General features: G+C 71.3%; 1 protein-coding gene. It reads left to right on the top strand.

Annotated elements, in window-relative coordinates:
• Positions 1-411 (top strand): ATP-binding protein (locus tag DSP71_RS24235; RefSeq protein ID WP_258546529.1); only part of this gene is annotated, 411 nt, incomplete at both ends.

Raw genomic sequence — 411 nt, 5'->3', positions numbered from 1 at the left:
TCTCGGGCACACGCTCGACGACCAGGCGGAGACCGTTCTGCTCGGCCTGGCTCGTGGCTCCGGGGCGGCCAGCCTGCAGGGGATGGCTCCGGTCCGTGAGGATGAGGACGGTGTGCGATGGGTGCGTCCGCTCCTGGGCGTGCGCCGCGAGACGACGCGCGCTTTCTGCGTCGCCTCCGACCTCACGCCGTGGGACGATCCGCACAACCGCGACGACCGCTACGCCAGGGTCCGGGTGCGCGAGCGCGTGCTCCCGGTTCTCGAAGACGAGCTCGGTCCCGGCATCGCCGAGGCCCTCGCCCGCACGGCGGAGCAGCTCCGGGAGGACGCCGAGGCGTTCGACGAGATGATCCACGAGACGATCGAGGACATCGTCGAGCATGCGGAAGCCGGGATCTCCGTCAGCGTGGC

The organism is Microbacterium sp. H6 (genome assembly GCF_003314775.1).
GTDB classification, from domain to species: Bacteria; Actinomycetota; Actinomycetes; order Actinomycetales; family Microbacteriaceae; genus Microbacterium; species Microbacterium oxydans.
Note: the sequence above shows the minus strand (reverse complement) of the source record. Positions and strands in the feature narration are given on the sequence as shown.